The sequence below is a fragment of the Sorangiineae bacterium MSr12523 genome, from assembly GCA_037157775.1.
In the GTDB taxonomy this organism is placed as follows: Bacteria; Myxococcota_A; Polyangia; order Polyangiales; family Polyangiaceae; genus Pendulispora; species Pendulispora brunnea.
Genome location: CP089982.1, coordinates 10,364,604 through 10,382,856 on the forward strand (window position 1 = coordinate 10,364,604; position 18,253 = coordinate 10,382,856).

Genomic DNA, 18,253 nt, shown 5'->3' on the forward strand with positions numbered 1-18,253 from the left:
AATCCACCTCGGGCGTCAATGCCTCTTTTGATTATGAGCCGATATTCGCTCGCGGTGGACGCATCATGAACCAGGACATCAACGAGGCCGGGAGAATGAACCCAACCACGATGAAAAGGCCGTAAATAACAGGCGAACTCGACGTACCGGCATCGCCCGTCAGGATCATCGGCGACCACCAAGGCGTCAATTGTACCGCGAGAAATGCCATCACCATGATGGGATATTTCGATGCATTCAAGCTTTGGATGCCATTCGAACAACCAATTAAGATCATACTGATAACGAAAATCACTTCCAGGAACCACGACCCCACGGGCAATGAGCTCCACGCCCCCAGCCCCACATGCGCTGACGAATACGGCCACAACGCCAAGTCGGGATCGTGCATCGCGAGATCGGCCAAAAAGTGCGAAAACACCGCTGCCGCGGCAACCATAGCCCAGCGCTTACCCCCCGCTCGCCACGCGACGAGGCCGGCGAGTGCGGACCAGACGAGGGACATGAGCAGCGAATGATCCCAATCGATGAAGTCGAGTGCCATATGCATGTAGCCATTGGCCTGAGCGGAAGGCGTCACACGTTCGACACCGGCGCCGACCAGCACGCCATCGACGATGTCCAGCAGCCCGATTCCAAACAAAGGAATCCACGGAGGCACGTCGCGAAAGCGTGACGAAAACGCAAAGCCAATGGCGAAATGTCCTGCGTACATCCGGGCCGTCCTTGTCGTTCAGCGCATCGCATGGGCGAGCACGAAGGCGATGCGCTCGAGCACCAAAGCCGCCACGATGAGCAGGCCGAGCGCGCGCAACGGGGGAAACAGCACGTAGAGCTGCGCGGGGAACGACGCACGCGCCACGAGGGCGGTGGCCACCTCCAGTACGATGGCCGCCGCGAACAGCGGGCCCGCCAGCGCCACGGCCAAGGTGATGCCGCCCGCGAGATCGTGCATGGCGGCCAGCAGCGGGTGCGCCGGAAAATCCGCCGTGGCCAACGCCAGCGCCACGCGCGATGGCCCGCCCGATTGCAGGAAAATCCCGGCCGAAAGCAGCGCGAACACGATGCCCATGTGGCTCGCCTTCCCCGCAACGACATCGGTATTCCAAGGCTCGTGGGCGCCGCGCAGCGTATCGACCAAATTGCCCGCCATGGTCGCGGCCCACAATGGAATGGCCGCGGCCAGCGCAACGGGAATGCCCCGCAGGACATTCTCCAGCAGCAAAAGCGGCCATGGCTCGTGCGCCGAAACCAGAAATGGCGCCATTCGCGTCGTCGCGCCCACGGCGGGAATGATGCATAATGCAAGCATCAACCCCAGCACTGCGCGCACGGGCCCTGGAAGCGCGCGCAGGCCGAAGGCGGGAACGAGCGCGACGGTCGGCAGCATCCGTGCCCAGGAGAGACCTAGGGCGGATAAATCGATGCCGAAAACGGCATTCAAGGAGGGAACGGCCATCGCGACCGGAAACGAAGGTACCGCGGCCTTGACCCAGGCGGGCGGAAAACCGATTCTCTCGGGCCATGAGCCTCGACCTGGACATCGTAGGAAAGCCGTCCGAGCCCTCGAAACGCATCTATTCGTGGCAGGACACCGTTTTGTATGCGCTCGGCATCGGAGCCACGAAGGACGAGCTCGACTACCTCTACGAGGGGCGCGGCCCCAAGGTGTATCCGAGCTTCGCCGTGGTGCCGAAGATCGACCTGATGTTCGATTTTCTCGCCAAGAGCGGCGGCAACATGGCCATGGTCGTGCACGGCTCGGAGAAGATGGAAATCCTGCGTCCCTTCGCCAGCGCAGGCACCGTGTACACCACGGCGACCGTCCGCGACATCTACGACATGCGCAAGTTCGCCTACGTGGTCCTGGACATGGAGACGAAGAACGAGCAGGACGAGGTTGTCTGCAAGACGACATCGAACATCATTTTCCGCGGCGAGGGCGGGTTCGGCGGAAAGCCGCTGCCCAAGGAAGAAGTGCCCTACGCCGCGCCGAAGGATCGCCCGGCGGATTTTCGCATCGAGGAGAAGACCTCGGAAGAGCAGGCACTGCTCTATCGCCTCTCGGGTGACCGCAATCCGCTGCATGCCGATCCGGAGTTCGCCGCGAGCGTCGGGTTCGAGCGCGGGCCAATTTTGCACGGGCTCTGCACCTTCGGGTACATGGTCCGCCACGCGGCAAAGGGCGCGTGCGGGGGAGATGCGTCGAAGCTCACCGCATTCAACGCGCAGTTCCGGCGTCCGGTTTGGCCGGGCGATACGCTCGTCACCGAAGGCTGGATCGTGGCACCAGGCGGCGTTGCGCTCAGCGTCTCCGTGAAGGAGCGCGGCGAAACGGTGCTGACGAGCGCCTGGGCAAGCTTCGACGCGGGTTGACTGGAGTAAACGAGGAAGAAGACATGGCCAAGCTAACCAAATCGATTGTCATCGTCGGCGCGAAGCGCACGGCGTTCGGCACCATGCAGGGTGCCCTCAAAGGGCTGAGCGCGAACGACCTGGGCGTCGCCGCGGCCAAGGCCGCGTTGGCGCAATCCGGCGTCGCTGCGGACGCCATCGATCACGTGGTGATCGGCAACGTGCTCCAGTCGAGCGCGGACGCCATCTACTGCGCGCGCCACATCGGCCTCAAGGCGGGGCTGCCCATCACCACGCCGGCACTCGTGGTGAATCGTCTCTGCGGGTCCGGGTTCCAGGCCATCGTGAGCGGCGCCGAGCAGCTCCTGCTGGGCGAGTCGAACGCGGTGCTCGTCGGCGGCACGGAGAACATGTCGCAAGCGCCGCACGTCGTTCGCGGAGCGCGCGAGGGATTCGCCTTCGGCAAGGCGCCCGCGCTGGAAGATTCGCTGTGGACCTGTCTCACGGACAGCTACTGCAATCTGCCGATGGCGGTGACCGCGGAGAACCTCGCGGTGAAATATGGCATTACGCGCGAGGCCTGCGACGAATACGCGCTGGTGAGCCAGCAGCGCTGGGCGGCGGCGAACGAGGCGGGGCGCTTCAAAGACGAGATCACGCCGCTCGAGATCAAGCAGAAGAAAGCCACGGTGAACTTCGAGGTCGACGAGCACCCGCGCCCGCAAACGACGCGTGAGGTGCTGGCCAAGCTCGCGCCCGTCTTCAAGAAGGACGGCGTGGTTACGGCGGGCAATGCCTCGGGCATCTGCGATGGCGCGGCCGCCCTGGTGCTCACGACCGAGGAATTCGCGCAGCAAAAGGGCCTCAAGCCGCTCGCGCGCTTGGTTGGGTGGGGCGTGGCCGGTGTGGATCCGACCATCATGGGCATCGGCCCGGCCCCGGCCATCCAGCAGGCGCTCGCCCGCACGGATTTGAAGCTCTCCGATCTGGACCTGGTCGAGGTCAACGAGGCGTTTGCGCCGCAGTATTTGGCGGTAGAGAAGGAGCTTGGCCTCGATCGGGCCAAGACCAACGTGAACGGCGGCGCCATCGCCCTGGGGCATCCCTTGGGCGCCAGCGGGGCGCGCATCACGACGCACCTGGTCTACGAGCTCGCCCGCCGCCAAGGCCGTTACGCCGCAGGAAGCGCCTGCATCGGCGGCGGCCAGGGCATGGCCGTCATTTTGGAACGAGTCTAACGACAAACGGCGAAGCGCCGCTTCCTTCGAAGCGGCGCTGCCTGTTCAACGAGCCAACCGAGCTCTCGGCCTTCTCAGGCCAAGGCTCTCAGCCAGCTTGTTCGACCAATACGAGGCCGCTGGCGCGTTCGCTTTCGACGTCGACCTTTTGGGTGCGCCGGCCGGCGATGACGGCCCATTTGACCGCGTTTTTCATGGCGCGGGCTGCCGCGAGGGCGGCTTGTACGCTGGGGAAGACCCAGGACAGTGTGCCAGGCTCCACGTTGTGCCACTCGTACACCACGAGGGTCACTTGACGGACCAGATTGGGGTCTGCGTTGGTAAAGCGAGAGCTCACGTACACACCAGAGTCGAAAGGAATGCCAGAGGAGCCGGAACTCGAAGGGCGAGGGGAACTGTCCGGCGACGCGTCATCGTCACCCTCGTCCACCAACACCTCGCGCGATTCATCCATTCCCGCGCGACGTGTTGCATCCAGATCCCGCACGCGGGACCGCTCTTGCTCGAGCGCGATCATGTGACGATCGGCAACGGCGCGTTCTTCCAGCTCCAAAGCCGTAGCGCCGTCGTCGACCACGCTCGCGTCCAGGTCCACCACGACTTCGGCAACGCGCAACTTGGCGCTGCTTTCGGCCGCGGTTGCAAGATGCACCAGCTTACGACGGCGACGGGGCGCCGCGCCGCGGGCTGCATCTTTGGTGGCGAAGAGTCGTGAGAGTTTGCGCATCGCTCTTACTTCGGTACTTCGATGATGTTATCCGCCCAAGACGTAGCGGCGTAAAGGGTCAACGACCAATTAAAATCGGAGACGCGGTGCGTCGATCGGACTACGAAACGGATGCGAAATATTCGCGGGAATTCAGCCGAAAAACCCGTCGCTCGCCCCACCTGAAAACACGCTGAAACCTTTAGGTGTAAACATTCAGTTAAAAATCAGGGGCACGCAGCGGAACCGTTTAGACCCTGGGAGCGAATCGTTGGGCCTCCACGAGCGTAACCCCCTATTTCGAGATGGCCAGTAGAACTCGTATTCGTGATGCACTTTCTGGCTGCCCGCGCGCGAACGTGCACGAACGCGCACGGCCGCGAATTTCCTGCGCTCCGCGTGATCGCAACCGACCTTGCGACAGGTGTTGAAGTGGTATCGCCGCCATTGTTGTCGCGATGACGAACGAGGCTCGATTGGCCGGATTTTTCTGCGTCTGGAGAATCTTGCATCGAAGCAAAGATCGGCTGTTTTCGGTCGCGTTGCACGAGAGCGCGCAATGAATACGGGTCTCGTATCGCATGCGCGCGTCCCTTGCGTGACGTGTGAGAGACAACGGTTGCGTGGCGGATGACACATCGACGCGCCCAGAATTTCACGCGCCGTCCAGACGGGGGTATCATCGCTCCACGTGTCCATCGGTTCGCGAGGCTCACTCCCCACGTACGGCGGGTATACGGCGGAGGGCGTGGCCTTTCGGCGGCTCTGGCCGCTCCATCCTTTGGCGCCTGCGATCGCCATTTTCGTGAGCTTGGCCGTTGCGATCGCCATTGGACTTACCGGCTTGGATCATCTCGTTCGCGAGAGCGACGACCTCGCCGCCGAACGTGCCGAACTGCTCACCGCGACGCTCAGCGCGCGGCTTCCGTGGTTCACGCTTTCGGGGCGGCAAGAAGCCATTCAGCAGGCTGCACGGCGCACGCAAGCCGAGGTCCTCATTGTCGACGAAAATGGTGGGATCATCTGCGATGCGAGCCTCGGCGCTCCACCGCCGGACACCATCCGCAAGTTCATCATTGCCAAGCACGGTGAAGCGACAACGTCGCTGGGACGCGTGCGTTACGCCGTGCGACCGCTCGAGCGAAATGCCGACGAAGGCTACGTGCTCGCCTTCGTGCGCGCGCCGGATCAATCCGAGGCAGGCCCCGCCTTGGTGGCTGCGCTCATCGCATTGACCGTGCTTTTGGTCGGCGTGGCGGCCGCCTTCGCCTATGCGGTGGCACGCGAGGCCAACATCGATGTCGAGTTCCTGACCGAGCGCGTCCGGGCGATGATTCAAGTGCCCAGCGAGCCCTCCGGTGAGCCCGTGCCGGTGCGCTCGCTCGATGAAGTGGGTGCCCTCACCGCGGCGTTCAATCAGCTCGTGGCCCGCTTCGTGGAGGCCGAAAAAGGCTACCGCGGCGCGTTGGAGCGGGCGCGGGCAGCCGACCGCGATCGCGCGGCCTTCTTGGCCGCCGTGAGCCACGAGTTGCGCAGCCCGCTGAATGCCATTTTGGGATTCGCCGATATCCTCGTTCAAGGCGTCGACGGTCCCCTCACCGCCGAGGCCACCGAGGAGGTGGAGCAGATTCGAGCCTCGGGCGGGCACCTGCTCGAGTTGATCAACGACATCCTCGAATTTTCCGCGCTGGAAAGCGGGCAATTGCGCCTCTCGCGCGATCCCGTGGACGTGGTGGCGATCGCCACCGAGGTGCTGCGCGAGGCGGCCGGTGTGCTCCAAGGGCGCCCCATCGTCGTCGGACGCGAAGGCGTTTCGCGTTTGGTCATCGAGGCCGATACGAAGCGGGTGCGTCAAATCCTCACCAACTTGGTGGCCAATGCCATCAAGTTCACGCAAAAGGGCGAGGTCGTGGTGGGCGTGGCCCTGCAGGGCGCGTACGCCAAGGTGAGCGTGCGCGACACGGGCCCGGGCATCGGCGACACGGAGCGTGCACTCATCTTCGAAGATTACCGCCAGGCAGGCGACGAGCATCGCCGCAAACGCGGGACAGGGCTCGGGCTGGCCATCGCGCGGCGCCTGGTGCTGTTGCACGGCGGCGCCATTTACGTGGAGAGCCAACTTGGACGCGGGTCCACATTCAACGTGCTCCTGCCCCTCAAGGCCCCGCGCGCGAGGTTGTCATGAGCCCCGCGGCCCTGCGCTTCGTACCGCGTTTGTTGAGCATGCAGCTGCTGGTCGCGGCATTCAGCGATCTCGTGGCCGTCGCCTTTGCGCCGCGGCTTTTGCTCCTCGATCAGCGCGTGTTGGTGGCGACCTTGCCCACCGCGGGATGGGTCTTCGCGGTGTCGGCGGTGTTCAGCGCCATCATTACCTTGACCCTGACGCGCCGCCTCGCGCCCACGTTGCGTGCGCTCGCGCAGGGCACGGGTCCGGTGCCCGCGCAGGATCTCTTGTCGATCTATGCGCTGCCTGCGCGCATTGCCACGTCGCAGGTGTTCGTGTCGCTGGCCGCGTCGACGGCGACGCTCTTGCCGAATTATCGGCCAATCACGAACGACTTGTACAACCAGGTCGCGCTCATTCTTCTGTATGCGACCATCGTCATGGCCGGCGCGTTGCCGTTGTACGTGCGGCTGCGCAGCATCGTGGCGCGGGTGCTCCAAGTGGCGCCGGAGAACGCGGCCTACGATGCCGTGTTCGTGATGGCCGCCAATCCGCGGACGGCCATGCGGGCACGCACACGGCTGCTCGTGGCGGTGGCCGGGCCGGTGGCCTTCGTGGCGCTGGGCGCATCGCTTCTCGTGTACGCGCACACGCGCGCCTTCGAGAGCACCGTGAGGGCGCGCACGGCGAGCGACATTGCGCGCGGCGTGTTCGACCACGTCCGCGGGACGGATCGCGGGCGCGAGCAAGCCATTTTGGCCGCGGAGCAACTCGGCTACTACACCGAGCTTTCGCCCAATGCCGTGTCGCCTTCGGCACTGGGAATGGGCGCCGAGGAAGAGACCACCGTCTTGGTCCCGCTCACCGATGGATACGCGGCCGTACACTTCGAGGCCGCGCGGCTCGATACCATCACGTTCATCTACGCGCTCTTGGCCTTCACCGGTGTGGGACTCGCGGCGCTGCTCGCATGGCGTGTCGGTACGCGCTTCTGCGAGGACCTGCGGCTGGTGACCAACACGGTGCGCACCACCGGTGTCGCCGACATCATCCGCGGCACGCGCATGGTCCGCATGGCCCGCTTCATTTCGGTCGGAGCCATGATGGATTCCATCGAGCAGCTCGGCGACATCTTCCGCGAGTTCGCCGCGGCGCACGAGCAGGCCACGCACGCCCGCGAGGCCACCGAGCGCATGCGCGGTCTGTTCCTCGCCTCCATGAGCCACGATCTCAAGGCACCGCTGAATGCCATCCTGGGCTTTGCCGCGCTCGCATCCCGGGCGCCGTTGACCGACGGGCAGCGCGAGAGCCTGGCCATCATCGAGCAGCGCGGGCGCGAGCTGTTGCACCTGATTCAAACGATCCTCGATGCCGCGCGGGTCGAGGCAGGCGCCTTTCTGGTCACGCCCGAGTGGACGGTGGTCGACGACGTCGTCATGAGCGCCGTGCTCGATGCCCGCGATCTCATGGCCGACAGCAGCGTGCAGGTCGTGGGCGAGGTTCAGCGCGGCGTTCCCAAGCTGCAACTCGACTCGCTGCGCATCGTGCAGGCGCTGACCGGCATCATCACGAGCGCCGTGCGCTTCACGCACGAGGAGGGCACGGTTCTCGTGCGCGCCACCTTCCGCGGTGACCGGCTGCACATCGACGTCGAGACGCCAGGCCGTGCGCTGCCGGAGGAGGAGCGCGAGAAGATCTTCGAGGCCTTCAAATACGCCGACAAGGCACGCCGGCACGGGGCCCTCGGCCTGGGTCTTTCGCTGGCGCGCTCGATCATCGAGGTCCATGGCGGCACCATCGACGTGGCCACCATGGAGGGCGGCGGCATGGTCTTTCAGATTGCGCTGCCGACGCCTTACGATCCCATCGCTTCGTCGCGCCCGAGCACCGTGTCGACGCGCGGTCTACAATGACGGGGGCGTGATGCCATCGCCAATGACCGTGGTCCACTCGCGGATGCGCCAGCGGGCCACGAGGCCGTTCTTCACGTAGGGATCGCTCGCGACGAAGGCTTCGGCGGCCTTCGCATCGCGAAAGACGAGAACCGCTCCGTCGGCGGGGTTGGCCAGCGCCCCTGCGAGCACGAGCTCCCCGCGATCATAGGCCGCGCGCGCCAAATCGAGGTGCTGCGGGCGGTACGGCACGCGCTTGGTCACATAGTCGTCGACAACGTCGTAAAAGAGAATGAAGTGCATCGTTCGATGCTCAAATATTTGCTTGACCGCGTCAAGCATTCACCTCGAAACCTCTGGTATTTGCCGATGTTTTTACTGCAAGGCCCGCACATTGCAATAGCTTGCTAATAGCAAGTTACTCTCTGGAATTCGATTTAACGATTGCGCTGCCGCGCCCATTCGGGTCATCGTCAAGCATCCACAGCGATGCCGGATCTCGACCTCGACCACGACCACGCCCCATCCAAGCTGGAAGAGCTCGTGGACGCCCTCGAGCGCCTCGCGTTCTCCCGATTGGCTCGGGAGAACGCATTGGCGCTCGCAGGGTGCGACGAGGAAGCCCAGCTCATGGCCTCCTGGCGCGATGGAGTCCGCGCCGCCGCCGATTTCGTCCGCACCTGGCCCGACGCACCCAACCGCCCGGGCACCTAACCCCGCCGGAGCCCCCCTCTCGAACTCGCACTCAACGGCGCGGGGTCTCCGTCTGTCGGCGCGCGGCTTTGCGCGCTTGGTTCTCGCTCGTATCGCGCTCGGCGATTGCGCGAAGCGACGGGTCTTTCAACGCCGGAATGTACTCCACGAGCTTCTTCGACACGCCATCCAGGGCCTCGTAATAGAAGCCATAGTGCGGCGCGAGCACGTTTTGCGTATTGTCACGCCCCAGCCGCTGGTAGCCGAACTCCGACCGCACCGCGCGGTACTTGCTCATATCGATTCCGCTGCGGGCCAAGCGCGCCTCCACCTCTGCGCGCGCACGATCCGGATCGGACAGCGCGGAGCCGTCCAGCTCTTTCACGGTCGACTTCACCTTGCGGATCACGAACTCGTGTCCAACGGGCTGCCCGTCCGTCGTCATGTGGATGACGAGCTTCCCGCCCGAGCCTATCACCGGCAGATCGTCGATGCTCTGGTTGAAGGCCACGGCCACCTGGTACGTCGACACCTCCGGCTCCGCCTCCCCCTCCGATATGGCATTCTTGTAGCGCCGAATCTTGTACGGATAGAGATCCGCCAGCGGCAAGGTCGACCCGACCGCGGACGCGCGGCGATTGGCGATGGCAAGGTACTCGTCGTCGCTCCGAGAGTCCGCCGTGCCCGGGCCCTGGTGAAACAGCTCCGTCACCAGCGAGCGCTCGGCGCCGCTTCGGTCGCCGATGCGGATCTCGCTCACGCCGTCCTTGATGCTCGAGTGATTGACCTTCTTCACGACCTCGCCGCGGATCCCCAACTCCGCCGCGCGGCGCTGCAACGTGGCGGCGACATCGCCCACAGGTTCCAATTCGTAGATGCCGAGCTTCCCGGCAACGGGACGCCCCTGGGCAAAGGCCGCACGAACGCGCTCGAAATTCGCCGTGGCCGGCTCGTCACGCAAAAAGGCTTGGGCGCCGGCCCTTGCACGAAACGCCGAGATCCCCTGCAACTCCGGGGTGAGCGCGGAGGGCGAAACCGCGGTCGACTCGGAACCATTCTCTCGAACGTCGTCCTGCCCCGAACAGCCGGATGTGGCCATCGGGCTACACGCAAGACCCACCACGCTCGTCAGCAACCACCACTTCTTGTTGAATTTCATCGTAGGTAATTCCTCGCTCTATCCTTTGGATCCCTCAGCCCTCAGCCCTCGTGCCACGCCCACGCAAACCAGCCATGATGGCTGTCGGATCCGCGACGTTCCCAATTGGCCACCGCCTTGTCGCGGCGGTAGATCGCCGCGTCGCGCGTCTTGCCCGAGGCCACCATCGAGGCCACGTCGTCCACGGCCCAATCTTCGGCCGCCCAGAACCAGCCACCCTTCAAGGTGTCGCCGTCATCGAACACCGCGTCGACCAAGTCCTCACCCACTTCGTCGGTGGTGAAGCTATCGGCCGAGGTGCCGCGGTATCCGAGAACGGTGTCGCCGCCGTGCGCCAGCGTTTGGCCCCATTGTTCGTTGGGCTTCGTATGAACGCTGTAGCAGGTGAAGAAAACCCACCAGCGGGCCTGGCCCGGATGCGGTGTGGCGTATTGGCTCTGTCCTGGTCCGGCCGCCTCGCCCATTCTGGATTGATTCGCGTCGAAGTGGCAGCTGCTCGATGCCGAAGCCGATCCCGATTTGCACATTGGCGTGGAGAACGTCTGCTTGCCATTCGAATCGTTCGGCGCCCCGCCGTGGCTGGAAAGCGCGAACAAATCGACACCATCGGCGTAGCCGGCGTCGTAGCCGTTGGGGAGGCTATCCTCGATGAGATCCAACGAATACGAAGAAGTATTCTTGTAAAAGAACTTCTTTTGATGTCCGAGATCTTGCATCTCGCTAATCAGATAAGAGATCTGATCATCCGTGTATTTCAGCGATCCTGCGCTGCAATCGCAGCCGGACCAACTCGTCATGGCTTCTCCGGCAACTTCCAGCGCTTTCGCGGTTCCCGGTGTGAAGAACGGCGCCAAAGCAAACAGCATGAGCAACGGCTTTTTCAAACTAGGGTCCTTTCCAAAGTTCGCGAGACGATGCGTCCGCGTTGTTGGAGACCCTTAGAGCAAGCTGCAGGCCATGCCAGGCGCCAAGGCTAACCGCTTGAAATTACGTCACTTTGGCACCGCACCACCCGCATGACACAACCGCCTTCCCGAGCGGTCGTGCTGTTGCGCCCCTGTTGCACCCCGTTGCAATGCGTTTCAGGGCGATTGGCAACTACAAGGGAATGCGATATCCGATGGTCAAACCGAATTGGATCGATTCCACGGTACCGGTGAGCGTGCCGCAGTCGCCAATGGCGGTGCACTGCGGGGAGTCGGGCAATTTCCAGCGATCGGTGCGCGCGATGATGCCGGCCACCCAACGATCGGCGAATACCCAACTGCCGCCGACTTCCACGCCGACCGTGTACCCCTCCGTGCGGACCGTCACGGCGGGAACGCCGAGGATCGCGGGCACCTTTTCGCCGGTGTCCGTCGAGAAGCGGTCGGCGATGATGACGCCGCCCACGGTGAGGCCAAACCAAGCTTCCAGTGTTTTCGAGCGGAACGGGATGTAGCGAAGCTCGCCACCCACGAGCAGGTAGCTGCGCGCGTGGGAGCGTTTCAGCCCCGTTTGTCCGCCGTATTGCGTATCGGACGTCGGCTGCGGGCCGAGCAAGAAGCCTGCACCGAAGGCGAACGCGGGCGAGGCGCGGTAGAGAAGGTGCATCCCCACCAGCACCGTCGCGTCCCCTTTTCCGATGGTCCCGAATGGCGTCTCGCCGCCCTCTTGCCTCCGCGAAATGGGCGCGTTCGGAAGCGCGATGATGCCCGCTTCGAGCTCCGCGATGGTGTGCGGACGGCCCACGAGGCTTTCGGGGCTCGTCGTCGGCACGCGCGACGTATTTTCGGCGTACGCCGGCCTTACCGCCCCAAGCCATGCAGTCATCAACGCCGCCGTAGCTACGGCGGCTATTTTCAAAGCCATTTCGCGCTCCCGCTCGGTGCAGGGGGCGCGCTCGAACCCGACGATGCCGGCGGACTCGAAGTCGGGGCTTCGCCACCGCCACCAGGTGCGGCGGGAGCCGGCTTGGCGCCCTCGACGACCACGGTCCGCACGCCGCGCACGTTCGCGCCGTCGACCCGGGCCAAGAAGCTTACCTCGTACCGCCCCGCCTCCAAAAACGTGAACCCCGCCCGGTAGGCACCGCTGTCGCTGATCGCGGTCAGCTTGGCCCCCACGGCACCGAGGTTGCCGCCGGACACCACGAAACGCGCATCCGTGACGTTCTTGCCCTCGCCCAACCGCGCGGCAAAGTCGACCTGCTGCCCGATGCGCGGCTTGCCCGGCGACGTCTCCACCGCGACGCGCGGCCCCGACGACCCGGGTTGTTTCGTCGTACCGGCACCGGCATCGGCCAGGTGCATCAACTGCTCGCTCGACGCCTGCGCGATGTCGTTCTCGTATTCGTGGACCAGCGCGCGCTTGCTCGCGTCGTTCGGATCGAAACGGGTGGCCAGGCGCGCATCGCGCACCGCCTGCTGCAAATCGCCCGAGCTCTTGGCGGTAATGGCCCGCTTCATCAAGTCGTCGCTTGCGCGCGTGCGAATTTCCACGAGGCGCGGCTCGCCCGGCCAGAGCACGAGTCCCTCGTTGGTGAGATCTTGCACGTTGTCGCCGGGCGGCGCGTCCCACCGGCCCTCGGAGGCGGCCACGCGGGCGCGCATCACGATGTCCTCCAGGTTGTTCGCGCTGGCCGGCGGCTGCAAAAGCCCCAGGTGGTACGCGACCCCTGCCGCCACGACGCTTCCCACGACGAACAGAAGGAAAAACAGCGCCGCGTAGCGCGCAAACTTGCGCGGGGGCGTGCGCACCCGGACCGACGCCACCGACGATGGCTCGCTCGAAGGCGCGTCACTCAGCGTGCTCTCGACGTTGGACCGCGGCTTCGACGAGGAGGCCACGATGGGGAACGACGGCGGCAGGCGCACGGTTTGATTCAGCACGGCCATCGGCGCCGCCGGCGTGGGCGCGGTCGCGAGTCGGGCCTGCAGCGCCGGACCGATCTCGGCGTCGTCGATGGTCGCGGCCAGCGGCTGCGGAGGTGGCGGCGTGGGCGTCGAAGCCCGCACGGCATCCGGAGACGAGCCGCGCGATGGATTGAACACGAGCTGCGCCTGCAGCGCGACGGGCGGCGTCCAACGCGTGGTGGGCAGCGCTCCGGGCAGCAGCGGCACGTCTTCGAGCGACGGCACCGAAGGAAACGACGTCCCCGAGACACGCGGCGACGACACGCGCATCACGTCGAGCAGCGCACGGCCGAGCGCACGCGCGTCCTGCGCGCGCGTGTTGCGGTCCTTGGCCAGGTTCTGCATCACGATCTCGGCCAGCGCATCGGGCACCGCCGCCGCCTCGGGGAACGACTTCAGCGGGGGCGGCGTATCGTGGATCTGCTGAATCAAGATGCCGACGGCCTGCTCGCCCTCGAAGGGCGTACGCCCCGTGAGCATCTGGTACAGCAACGTCGCGATGGCGTAGACGTCACCCGGCGGCCCGACGCTCTCGCCCTGCGCGCCCTCGGGCGAAATGTAGCGCGCCGTACCGAAAATGAGCCCGGCGGCCGTGGCCATCGACTGCTCGCCCCAACTCAGTCGCGCGATGCCGAAGTCGAGCACCTTGACGTAGTCGGCGTCCTCGCCGCGCCGGACGAGCATCACGTTTTCCGGCTTCAAATCGCGGTGAACGACGCCCTGCGCGTGCGCCTCACCCACGGCATCGCAGAGCTGCAGCGCGATGTGGAGCGCCCGCGGCAGCGGCATCGAACCGCCCGCCGCGGTCAGCGCGCTCTGGAGCGACATGCCGTCCAGGTACTCCATCACGATGTACAGCGCACCGTCGGGGAGCTGCCCCGCGAGGTGGACGTGCACCACGTTGGGGTGCTGCAGGCGCGAGGCGACCTTCGCCTCCCGGTGGAAGCGGGCCACGAGCTGCGGGTTGGCCGAGAGCTCGCGGTGCAGGATCTTCACCGCGACATCGCGGTCGATGCCGCGCTGGAACGCACGGTAGACGCGGCCCATGGCGCCGACCCCGGCGAGCTCGCGGATCTCGATGTGGCCGGAGATCTCGCGACCTAAATAAGTGTCGACGGGCTTCGCCGGCTCGGGGACCGGCAGCGGTGCAGGCGGCGGGCTTTCCTCGCTTGCGTCCGATTCGACGAGCTTCGTGCCGTCGTTCGGGCAAAACAGGGCTTCGCCCGAAAAACGGTCACGACACGACGGACAATGCTTTTGCGTCGTCGTGGCGGACGCGCCTCTCATCACAGGGCCCATGCTAGCCGAGCGGCGGCGGGGGAGCGAGAGTCCCGGTTGCCGACCGGGCCAATTCTCCGCAAGCTAGGCCTGAAACTGGGCCCGAATGGAATGGTGTTATAAGGCCCAAAGCAGCACATGAGCGAAGTCGAGCGTTTGGACGCAGGTCCCGGCACCTATTCCGTTTCTCTCCCGATGTTCGAGGGGCCGCTCGACCTGCTTCTGCACCTCTGCCAGAAGCACGAGCTCGAGATTTTGGACATCCCGATCTCGTTCGTCACGGAAAAATACCTCGAATACCTCGCCTTGATGCAGCTGCTGAACCTGGACATCGCGGCCGAGTACCTCGTGATGGCGGCCACGCTGGCCCATATCAAGTCGAAGATGTTGCTTCCGGCGCCTCCCCCCGGGCAGGACGACGACAAGGTCGAGGAGGAGGAGGAAGACCCGCGCGAGGCCCTGATTTCGCGGCTTCTGGAGTACCAAAAGTACAAGCAGGCCGCTGCCGAGCTCGGAGAATTGGGCGTTGCCGGGCAGGACTCCTTCGGGCGCGGCATGCCCATGGAAGAGTCCTTCGTGCAGACCGGGCTGGCGCCTTTGGCCGATATCCCGCTGTACCGTCTGCTGGAGGCCTTTCAGTCGGTCCTTTCGCGCTCGAAGATCAAGATCACGCACGACGTCATCGCGGACCGGATTTCCATCACCGATCGCATTCATGAGCTCGCTGATTTCTTGCGCGGCAAGCCTCGAATGCTGTTCGAAGAGCTCTTCGAGGGACTCACGACGCGCTTCGATCTGGTCATCACCTTCCTGGCGCTTTTGGAGATGACCCGACTGCGCATGACGCGGCTTTACCAAGAGGAGCCGTTGGCGCCGTTGTACGTGGAAGCGACGGATCTGAACGCCGGCATCGAGTCCGGCGGGCTCGACCCGCGCGCGGTCGCCGTGCTCACGGGCCAAGAGGGCCCGGAGGGCCAAGAAGAGCGCCCGGTCGAGGAGGAGGAGGAACCGCCGGCATCGCCTGAGGGCGAGGGTGCATCGTGACGACGGAACCGACCGATAACGCCACGCCGGAGGCGGAGCCGGGGTCGGAGGAAGAGCGCGACCTCGAGGAAGGCGGAGGCGAGGAGGCAGAGGAGCTCGGTGAAGAGCTCGGTGCGCCGCTCGGGGAGGATGTCGAGACCACGGTCGACTTGGTGGGCGACGAGGTAGCGCTCCCACTGCGGGACGATTTCGACCTGGAGGCGCTCGCGCAAGGCGAGCTCTTTCCAGAGCCCGAAGAGGACGACGACGATGGCGGCGCAGAGCCGCTGGGCGACGAGTCGCGCGAACATCTCAAGGGCCTCTTGGAGGCGCTGGTGTTCGCAAGCGACAAGCCGCTGAAGGCGAGCGAGCTCGCGCGCCTCGCCCAAGCGCGGCAAAAAGAGGTGAAGGGCCTGCTCGATCTGCTCAAGCAAGAGTACAGCCCGCGCGGTATCAAGTTGGACGAGGTGGCCGGGGGCTTCATCTTCCACACAGCGCCGCGTTACGGGTCCTACGTGCGCGATCTCACCAAGCAAAAGCCGGTGAAGCTTTCGCGCGCGCAGATCGAGACGTTGGCGATTCTGGCCTACCGGCAGCCGATCACGCGGCCCGAGATCGACGAGATTCGAGGTGTCGACACGGGGGCGGTGCTGAAGATGCTGCTCGAGCGCGACTTGATAAAGATTCTAGGAAAGAAAGACGAGCCGGGCCGCCCGCTCCTCTACGGGACAACGCCGGCGTTTCTCGAGTTCTTCGGGTTGAAGTCGCTGAAGGATCTTCCGACGTTGCACGAGTTCACCGAGTTGAATGAGGAATCGCGCAAGATTGTGGAGAAGGAGTTAGGGGAGGTTTTGCCGGGCCCATCGCTCTCCCCCGATCCCGTGCCCGTGCCCGTGCCCGTGCCCGTGCCCGTGCCCGTGCCCGAAGACGAGCACGAGCGCGAGCGCGTGCACGAAGACGACCACGCGCACGCGCACGCAGACGATCACGATCACGAGAACGATCACGAACACGTGGACGATCACGAGAACGTGGACGAAGGCGTGGACGAGAAGCGGGACGACGAGGACCCGATCGAGGGCGAGATCACCGATCCCGAAGGGATCCTGAAGGACGATCAGTCCTCTTCGGAAGGATCCGAATAGCTCGCGGCGAGCTTCGCGACGTCGTCGCGGAGCTTCTTGTGCGCCGCGAGCTTGCGGAACAACTCCCAGAGCTGCGGATCCGCAAGCGACTTGATCGGGTTCGTCCCCTTGGACTTGCGCGGGATGGCCGATGGCCCCTTATCGCGGAGCGCATTCATGCGGTCGACGAATTGCTTCGTCGGGAACAGCTCGCCTTGTTCCCACGCCATCACGGTCTTCTGCTCGAGACCCAACGCCGCGGCGAGCTCCTTCGCCGTGCACGACAGCGACTTGCGCAGCTCCTTGATCTCGTCGGGCGACATCAGCCGGCGCCGGCGATGGTCATCTTCGACACGCGGAACGTCGGCGACGCCGTCGACGTGCGGAGATCCAGATCGCTGCCCACCACGTCGATGCTCTGCAGAAGCTCGTCGACGTTGAGCGAGATGGTCACCTCGCTCACGGGGAAGGCGAACTCGCCGTTTTCGATCCAGAAACCCGAGGCGCCGCGTGAAAAGTCGCCGGTGACCGCGTTGAAGCCGAAGCCCATCATCTCGGTCACGTAGAGACCGCGCTTCGTGCCCTTCACGATTTCGTCGTGCGACTCTTTGCCCGGCTGCAAAATGAAGTTCGTCGTGCCGGGGCCGACGCCCGCGGAGCTGCCGCGGCTCGCACTCCCGGTGCTTTCGCGCGACAGCTTGCGCGCCGAGTAGCTGTCGCAGAGGTACGTCCGCAGAATCCCGTTCTCGACGACCAGGTTCTTGCGGCTGGCCAGCCCTTCCCCGTCGACCGGACGCGAGCCCGGTGCGCGGGCGATGAGCGGATCGTCCACCACGGTGACCAGATCGCTCGCCACGCGCGTGCCCTCGCGGCCCACGAGGTAGCTCGACTTGCGCCAGATGGAGCTCCCCATCACGCAACCCGCGAGCAACCCGAGAATCGAGCGCGCGGCATCCGGATCGAAGACCACGGGTGCCTCGGTGGTGGCCACCGGACGCGCGCCCAGCTTCTGCAGCGTGCGCCGCGCGGCCTCGCGCCCCACTTCCTCCGCGTCGTCGAGCTCCGCGAGAAACCGCTTCGCCGTCCAGTGGTAACCGCGGCGATTCTTCCCGCCGCTGTCCGCGGCCACGGGAACCACGCTCAAGGAGCAGAACGAACCCTTGTAAGCTACACGGAATCCGCTCGAGAGCACCATGGCCACGCCGCCGGCGGTGCGACCGAAGCTCGCGCCCTCGCTGTTCGTGATGCGCGCATCGAAGCTGCGCGCCGCGGCCTCGCCCTTCTTCGCAATGGCAATCGCCTCGCCTGCCGCCACGCGCCCGCCGGACGGATCGTACAGCTCGAGATCCGGCAGAGACGTCGCATCACAGAGCAGCTTCGGATCGGCCGGGCCCGCGAAAGGGTCCTCCTGCGCGAGCTCCACCAGCTCCAGAGCGTCCTTCACGAAGCGGTCGATGCCCGCATCCGAGAGATCGCTCGTGGACGTGGTGGCCACCTGCTTGCCCTTCATCACGCGAAGGCCGATGGAACGGTGTCCCGCCTCCTCGACCAGCTCCGGCTCGCCCAAGCGAACCTTGGCCGAGAGCTCGGCGCCGTTGCGCAGCAGGCACTCGGCAACCGTCGCGCCGCCCTTGGTGGCCATCTTCACCACGCGGTCACCCAGAGCGAGAAGTTCGTCGAGCTGCGGATCTTGCGGCCCCAAGGCCCGCTCGTCTTGATCGGTCATG

Annotated in this window: 17 protein-coding genes; 7 read left to right on the forward strand and 10 right to left on the reverse strand. The window is 65.1% G+C overall.

The features are described 5' to 3' along the window. Nucleotides 1-31: 31 nt before the first annotated feature. Nucleotides 32-715, reverse strand: coding sequence for a hypothetical protein (locus LZC95_40645; protein ID WXA92744.1), 684 nt, complete (start codon nucleotides 713-715; stop codon nucleotides 32-34). A gap of 18 nt (nucleotides 716-733) precedes the next feature. Continuing rightward, entirely contained in the window at nucleotides 734-1,459 is a 726-nt protein-coding gene (locus LZC95_40650) for a flagellar biosynthetic protein FliR (GenBank protein ID WXA92745.1), read from the reverse strand. Between the two features lie 65 nt (nucleotides 1,460-1,524). Between LZC95_40650 and LZC95_40655 the strand changes: the two genes are divergently transcribed. Continuing rightward, a complete protein-coding gene (locus tag LZC95_40655; GenBank protein WXA92746.1) occupies nucleotides 1,525-2,376 on the forward strand; it encodes a MaoC family protein in 852 nt (283 codons plus the stop codon). 23 nt (nucleotides 2,377-2,399) lie between these two features. Next, nucleotides 2,400-3,593 (forward strand): acetyl-CoA C-acetyltransferase, encoded by a 1,194-nt coding sequence (locus LZC95_40660; protein ID WXA92747.1) that lies wholly within the window; start codon nucleotides 2,400-2,402, stop codon nucleotides 3,591-3,593. A gap of 88 nt (nucleotides 3,594-3,681) precedes the next feature. On the opposite strand, the gene LZC95_40665 is transcribed toward LZC95_40660, so the two are convergent. Continuing rightward, the gene (locus LZC95_40665) at nucleotides 3,682-4,320 is read right to left on the reverse strand and encodes a hypothetical protein (protein ID WXA92748.1); all 639 of its coding nucleotides are present in this window, start codon (nucleotides 4,318-4,320) and stop codon (nucleotides 3,682-3,684) included. Nucleotides 4,321-4,990: 670 nt separating this feature from the next. On the opposite strand from LZC95_40665, the gene LZC95_40670 reads away from it, so the two are divergent. Beyond that, entirely contained in the window at nucleotides 4,991-6,484 is a 1,494-nt protein-coding gene (locus LZC95_40670; GenBank protein ID WXA92749.1) for a HAMP domain-containing histidine kinase, read from the forward strand. After that, the gene (locus tag LZC95_40675; protein ID WXA92750.1) at nucleotides 6,481-8,376 is read left to right on the forward strand and encodes a HAMP domain-containing histidine kinase; all 1,896 of its coding nucleotides are present in this window, start codon (nucleotides 6,481-6,483) and stop codon (nucleotides 8,374-8,376) included. The genes LZC95_40670 and LZC95_40675 overlap by 4 nt, the downstream gene beginning before the upstream one ends. Here the strand turns inward: LZC95_40675 and LZC95_40680 are convergent. Further along, nucleotides 8,368-8,658: a YciI family protein gene (locus LZC95_40680; protein ID WXA92751.1), complete on the reverse strand. Its 291-nt coding sequence runs from the start codon at nucleotides 8,656-8,658 to the stop codon at nucleotides 8,368-8,370. The two genes, LZC95_40675 and LZC95_40680, sit on opposite strands and share 9 nt — an antisense overlap. Nucleotides 8,659-8,844: 186 nt before the next feature. Between LZC95_40680 and LZC95_40685 the strand changes: the two genes are divergently transcribed. Next, nucleotides 8,845-9,069 (forward strand): hypothetical protein, encoded by a 225-nt coding sequence (locus LZC95_40685; GenBank protein ID WXA92752.1) that lies wholly within the window; start codon nucleotides 8,845-8,847, stop codon nucleotides 9,067-9,069. A 31-nt stretch (nucleotides 9,070-9,100) separates the two neighbouring features. Here LZC95_40685 and LZC95_40690 read toward each other — a convergent pair whose 3' ends face one another. The 4 genes from LZC95_40690 to LZC95_40705 all read right to left on the reverse strand — a co-directional run bounded on the left by LZC95_40690 (nucleotide 9,101) and on the right by LZC95_40705 (nucleotide 14,388). Next, on the reverse strand, nucleotides 9,101-10,207 hold the full coding sequence (locus LZC95_40690) for a hypothetical protein (GenBank protein ID WXA92753.1): 1,107 nt from the start codon (nucleotides 10,205-10,207) through the stop codon (nucleotides 9,101-9,103). A 41-nt stretch (nucleotides 10,208-10,248) separates the two neighbouring features. After that, nucleotides 10,249-11,091: a DUF6345 domain-containing protein gene (locus tag LZC95_40695; GenBank protein ID WXA92754.1), complete on the reverse strand. Its 843-nt coding sequence runs from the start codon at nucleotides 11,089-11,091 to the stop codon at nucleotides 10,249-10,251. Nucleotides 11,092-11,305: 214 nt separating this feature from the next. Further along, on the reverse strand, nucleotides 11,306-12,019 hold the full coding sequence (locus LZC95_40700; GenBank protein WXA92755.1) for a hypothetical protein: 714 nt from the start codon (nucleotides 12,017-12,019) through the stop codon (nucleotides 11,306-11,308). A gap of 29 nt (nucleotides 12,020-12,048) precedes the next feature. Further along, nucleotides 12,049-14,388: a protein kinase gene (locus tag LZC95_40705; protein WXA92756.1), complete on the reverse strand. Its 2,340-nt coding sequence runs from the start codon at nucleotides 14,386-14,388 to the stop codon at nucleotides 12,049-12,051. Nucleotides 14,389-14,517: 129 nt separating this feature from the next. Between LZC95_40705 and LZC95_40710 the strand changes: the two genes are divergently transcribed. Further along, entirely contained in the window at nucleotides 14,518-15,423 is a 906-nt protein-coding gene (locus tag LZC95_40710) for a segregation/condensation protein A (protein WXA92757.1), read from the forward strand. Further along, nucleotides 15,420-16,547: an SMC-Scp complex subunit ScpB gene (scpB, locus tag LZC95_40715; protein WXA92758.1), complete on the forward strand. Its 1,128-nt coding sequence runs from the start codon at nucleotides 15,420-15,422 to the stop codon at nucleotides 16,545-16,547. Before LZC95_40710 ends, scpB begins: the two co-directional genes overlap by 4 nt. Here the strand turns inward: scpB and LZC95_40720 are convergent. Together LZC95_40720 and LZC95_40725 are read right to left on the reverse strand one after the other, a co-directional pair. Next, a complete protein-coding gene (locus tag LZC95_40720; GenBank protein WXA92759.1) occupies nucleotides 16,520-16,849 on the reverse strand; it encodes an XRE family transcriptional regulator in 330 nt (109 codons plus the stop codon). The two genes, scpB and LZC95_40720, sit on opposite strands and share 28 nt — an antisense overlap. Next, on the reverse strand, nucleotides 16,849-18,252 hold the full coding sequence (locus tag LZC95_40725) for a TldD/PmbA family protein (protein WXA92760.1): 1,404 nt from the start codon (nucleotides 18,250-18,252) through the stop codon (nucleotides 16,849-16,851). Before LZC95_40725 ends, LZC95_40720 begins: the two co-directional genes overlap by 1 nt. Nucleotide 18,253 lies beyond the last annotated feature (1 nt).